We start from the raw sequence: 4,427 nt of genomic DNA, 5'->3' as shown, positions 1-4,427 counted from the left end.
CGAGCGTCGCGCGGTTCCGCGACTGCGAGCTGCGCCGGCTGTCGGGCGGCGAGCGCCAGCGCGCGTTCATCGCCATGACGCTGGCGCAGGACACCGACCTCATCGTGCTCGACGAGCCCACCACCTACCTGGACATCCGCGCCTGCCATGAGACGATGGAGCTCGTGCGCCGCCTGAACGTCGAGGCGGGCAAGACCGTCGTCATGGTCATCCACGACCTCGATTTGGCGCTGCGCTACTCCGACCGTTTGCTCGTCATGGAGTGCGGGCGAGCCTCCGCGGCCGGCACGGTGGAAGAGGTGCTGGAAACCGGCGCCATCGAGCGGGCTTTCGGCGTGAGCATCCGCCCGCACGCCGCCGCAGAGGGCATCGCGTACACGCTGTTCCCCGCGTAGCCGCTGCTGACCGCCCGCTCTCGGCAGTTGGGAATTCTCGAAAAGGTTGCTGTATGAAAGGGAAGGCGCGAGCGGGCCGATAAGCCGGGTTCTGTCGTTGGACGACCATTTATCTCGAACGCCTGTCGCCAGACGCCTCAAGCACGCAACCCGAACGTACGGCGGGCCACCGTGTCGCGTTCCTATTTGCGCTTGCTCCGGATGGGGTTTTCCAAGCCGCGCCGTTGCCGGCGCGCTGGTGCGCTCTTACCGCACCGTTTCAGCTTTTCTCCCGTTGCCGCGCGCCGAAGCGCGTGTTCGCGGGGGAGTTTCCTTTTCTGTGGCACTAATCCGTCGGGTCGCCCCGCCCAGCCGTTAGCTGGCATCCTGCCCTGTGGAGCCCGGACTTTCCTCACACCGAGGTGCGCGATCGTCTGGCCCGCTCGCATATGGTATTCTAGCAAACCGAAAGCAGCGCGCGCCCGCGAAAAGCGAAGCAGCGCGAAAAACCGATCCGGCCGCGTGCGGCCGGCGGGCGGGCCGTGTGCCCGCGGAGGCAAGGAGCACCATGAACGAGGAACTCACCATACGCTTCGCCGTGCGCGAGGACGCGCCGGCACTGCTCAGGCTGACCCAGGGGCTCGCCGCCTCGATGGGCCGCGAAGGCGCGGTGGCCGCCACGCCTGCGGATATCGTGCGGGGCATGTTCGACGAGGGGGCGGGCGAGGCGCTGGTCGCCGAGCATCCGGAAGACGGCGTGGTGGGGTGCGCGATCTTCTGTCGCGCGTTCTCCGTGTGGACGGGAGCCTGCGGCGTGTACCTGGAGGACCTGTTCATGGACGAGGCGTACCGAGGCGCCGGTGCGGGCCGGGCGCTCATGGCGCGCCTGGCGGCGCTCTGCGAGGAGCGGGGCTACCGGCGCCTCTCGTGGCACTGCCGCGACACGAACGAGGCGGGGCTGGCGTTCTACGAGCGCTTGGATGCCGAACGGGTCGACGCGCTCGTGCTGCACCGGTTGGAGGGCGAGCGGCTTGCCGCGCTCGCGGCCCAGGCTCCGGCAGCCGGACGTGCGGAAGGGGCGAGGTAGATGGCGACGTGCGCGATCGTGGGGGCGTCCCCCGAGTTCAATGCCGAGGACTTCAGGGCCCGCCACGAGGCGGGCATGTTCGAGTTCGTGATTGCCGTGGACGCCGGTTTCGCCTACCTGGAGGAGCTGGGCGTGAAGCCCGACATGGCGGTGGGCGACTTCGACTCGCTCGGCTACATCCCCAAGTGCCGCCGCGTGTCGCGCTTTCCGGTGAAGAAGGACAAAAGCGACATGGAGCTGGCGCTTGAGAAGGCCGTGGCCTGGGACTACGACGACCTCGTGGTGTACGCGGCCCTGGGCGGGCGGCTCGACCACACCATCGCGAACCTGCAGCTGTTCGCGAAGTTCTCCGAGCGGGAGTTCTACGTGACCGCCGTGGGCGCCGACAGCGCCCTGCGCGCGCTCACCGGCCCCGACGTGATGGACCTGCCCCTGATGGAGTCCGGCACGGTGTCCGTGTTCTCCGCGAACGACTGCGCGCGCGGCGTCATCGAGACGGGCATGCTGTACTCGCTGGACGACGAGGACCTTTCGAACCGCACGTCCCGCGGCGTGTCCAACGAGCTCGTGGGCAAGCCCGCGCGCATCGCCGTGGAGGAAGGGACGCTGTACGTGTTCTACCCGCTGCCCTGACGCGGCCGGCAGGCGACGCGCCCCGTTGCGGCGCGAGTCACCGCCAGACGCGCTTCGCTTCCGGATGCTCCTCCAGGCATAGCTCCAGCAGGGCCTGGAGCTCTTCGGCATGGTCCTCGCGGGCATCGTCGTATTCCAGCTCCTCAATGAGGGCGAACGTGAATCCCCCGTGGCCGTGCTCGCTCCACAGCGCTTGCAGGCGCTTGTTGGGATGGTTGCCGCCGTCGAAGCGGGCGACGAGGCCGTTCTCGGTTGCCCGCGGGTCGCGCGAGGCGATGAGGAACCGCTCGCCCGTGGCGAGGCAGCGCATCTCCAGGACGCCCATGGCGGGCTCGCGCTCGCCGTAGGCCTGCTTGAGCTGCCTTTTCCGTTCGTCGTCCATGGATTTTCCTCGCTGCCCCGCGTTTTCCCTCCATTGTGGGGCATCTTCGGCCTGCGTGCAATTCGACGGTTCGTAGGGCTCGCCGGCGGATTCGGCGCGCGAAACGCAGGGCGGGGCGGTATAATCGCCCGAGCGGCACCGCCTGGCGCCGCGCCGCCGCGAGGCGGCCTTGACATACCGGGGAGCTTGCAAGCCGCATGAGCGGCCGGGCAGGCTGAGAGGAAGCGCCGAAGCACGCTTCGACCCGAGGAACCTGACATGGGTAATGCCAACGAAGGGAGCTCTATGACGCAGATCAGCGCCGCAGCGCGCGGCAATCCTGCACCCGTCACGCAAATCGACCACGCCCGCGCGGGCGCCGTCACGGCGGCCATGCGCATCGTGGCCGAGAAGGAGGGGCGCGACCCCGAGTTCATCCGGGAGGGCGTGGCGGCCGGGCGCATCGCCATCCCCGCGAACATCCGCCATGCGAGCCTGTCGCCCGAGGGCGTGGGCGGCGGCCTGCGCACGAAGGTGAACGTGAACTTAGGGATCTCGGGCGACCTCGCCTGCGAGGCCGAGGAGTGGAAGAAGGTCGACGTGGCGCTCGAGCTCGGCGCCGAGGCCATCATGGACCTGTCGAACAGCGGCAAGACGGCCGCGTTCCGCCGCGCCCTCATCGAGAAGTCGCCGGCCATGATCGGCACCGTGCCCCTGTACGACGCGATCGGCTACCTGGAGAAGCCGCTCGTCGGCATCACGGCCGCGGACTTCCTCGACGTGGTGCGCGCGCACGCCGAGGACGGCGTGGACTTCGTCACCATCCACGCCGGCATGAACCGGCGCACCATCGAGAGCTTCCGCGAGACGGGCCGCCTCACGAACATCGTGAGCCGCGGCGGTTCGCTCATCTTCGCCTGGATGGAGGCTACCGGCAACGAGAACCCCTTCTACGAGTTCTACGACGAGATGCTGGCCATCCTGCACGAGCACGACGTGACCATCAGCCTGGGCGACGCCATGCGCCCCGGGTCCACCTACGACGCCACCGACGCGGGGCAGATCGCCGAGCTCATCGAGATCGGCAAGCTCACGCGCCGCGCGTGGGACGCGGGCGTGCAGGTGATGGTGGAGGGCCCGGGCCACATGGCGCTCGACGAGATCGCCGCCAACATGAAGCTGGAGAAGCGCCTGTGCCACGACGCGCCCTTCTACGTGCTCGGGCCGCTCGTCTGCGACATCGCGCCGGGCTACGACCACATCACGGCCGCCATCGGCGGGGCCGTGGCCGCCTCGTCGGGCGCGGACTTCCTGTGCTACGTCACCCCGGCCGAGCACCTGCGCCTGCCCGACGCCGCCGACGTGCGCGAGGGCCTCGTGGCCACGAAGATCGCCGCGCATGCGGCCGACATCGCGAAGGGCGTGCCCGGCGCGCGCGATGCCGACAACCGCATGAGCGACGCGCGCCGCCGCGTGGACTGGGAGGGCATGTTCGCCGAGGCGCTCGATCCCGTGCGTGCGCGGGAGTACTTCGAGAGCGCCCCGCCTTCGACGGAGGGCACCTGCACCATGTGCGGCCAGATGTGCGCCATGCGCACCGTAAATCAGATCATGGACGGCCTGACGGTCGATCTTGGGAAGGAGTAACCTATGGAGGCATTCGCTTTGAAGAAGGCCCTGGACAACGTGCGGGCGGGCTCGCCGCTCGTGCACAACATCACGAACTACGTGACGGTGAACGACTGCGCGAACGCGCTTTTGGCCATCGGCGCGAGCCCTATCATGAGCGACGAGCCCGCCGACGTGGAGGACATCGCGTCCATCTGCGGCGGGCTCACGCTCAACATCGGCACGCTCAACGAGCGCTCCATCGAGGGCATGTTCGCAGCCGGCGCCCGCGCGAGCGAGCTCGGCCATCCCATCGTGCTCGACCCGGTGGGCGCGGGCGCGTCGGCCCTGCGCACGCGCGTGG

At 69.0% G+C, this 4,427-nt stretch carries 6 protein-coding genes and 1 other RNA gene; 5 read left to right on the top strand and 2 right to left on the bottom strand.

Annotated features, from left to right (window positions below; all coding sequences use genetic code 11):
- A partial coding sequence (locus GPA_RS09595) for an ABC transporter ATP-binding protein (RefSeq protein WP_156791158.1) occupies window positions 1-395 on the top strand: 395 nt, incomplete at its 5' end.
- Window positions 396-459: 64 nt separating this feature from the next.
- On the opposite strand, the gene rnpB is transcribed toward GPA_RS09595, so the two are convergent.
- Window positions 460-820: RNase P RNA component class A (rnpB, locus tag GPA_RS17050), an RNA gene on the bottom strand.
- A gap of 122 nt (window positions 821-942) precedes the next feature.
- Between rnpB and GPA_RS09590 the strand changes: the two genes are divergently transcribed.
- Entirely contained in the window at window positions 943-1,461 is a 519-nt protein-coding gene (locus GPA_RS09590; RefSeq protein ID WP_015539744.1) for a GNAT family N-acetyltransferase, read from the top strand.
- Entirely contained in the window at window positions 1,462-2,094 is a 633-nt protein-coding gene (locus tag GPA_RS09585; protein ID WP_015539743.1) for a thiamine diphosphokinase, read from the top strand.
- 37 nt (window positions 2,095-2,131) lie between these two features.
- Here the strand turns inward: GPA_RS09585 and GPA_RS09580 are convergent, their stop codons facing one another.
- The gene (locus tag GPA_RS09580; protein ID WP_015539742.1) at window positions 2,132-2,476 is read right to left on the bottom strand and encodes a GIY-YIG nuclease family protein; all 345 of its coding nucleotides are present in this window, start codon (window positions 2,474-2,476) and stop codon (window positions 2,132-2,134) included.
- Window positions 2,477-2,761: 285 nt separating this feature from the next.
- Between GPA_RS09580 and thiC the strand changes: the two genes are divergently transcribed.
- Both thiC and GPA_RS09570 read left to right on the top strand, forming a co-directional pair.
- Window positions 2,762-4,102: a phosphomethylpyrimidine synthase ThiC gene (gene thiC / locus GPA_RS09575; protein WP_015539741.1), complete on the top strand. Its 1,341-nt coding sequence runs from the start codon at window positions 2,762-2,764 to the stop codon at window positions 4,100-4,102.
- Between the two features lie 3 nt (window positions 4,103-4,105).
- The coding region (locus GPA_RS09570) for a hydroxyethylthiazole kinase (RefSeq protein WP_197533087.1) at window positions 4,106-4,427 on the top strand (322 nt) is incomplete at its 3' end.

Origin of the sequence: Gordonibacter pamelaeae 7-10-1-b (genome assembly GCF_000210055.1) — a bacterium.
Lineage (GTDB): Bacteria > Actinomycetota > Coriobacteriia > Coriobacteriales > Eggerthellaceae > Gordonibacter > Gordonibacter pamelaeae.
This window is presented reverse-complemented; position numbering and strand designations above follow the sequence as displayed.

Excerpts from the sequence above, each read along its gene's own strand:
- GPA_RS09590 (WP_015539744.1), top strand. The coding sequence starts at position 943 with ATGAACGAGGAACTCACCATACGCTTCGCCGTGCGCGAGGACGCGCCG.
- GPA_RS09585 (WP_015539743.1), top strand. The coding sequence starts at position 1,462 with ATGGCGACGTGCGCGATCGTGGGGGCGTCCCCCGAGTTCAATGCCGAG.
- GPA_RS09580 (WP_015539742.1), bottom strand. The coding sequence starts at position 2,476 with ATGGACGACGAACGGAAAAGGCAGCTCAAGCAGGCCTACGGCGAGCGC.
- thiC (WP_015539741.1), top strand. The coding sequence starts at position 2,762 with ATGACGCAGATCAGCGCCGCAGCGCGCGGCAATCCTGCACCCGTCACG.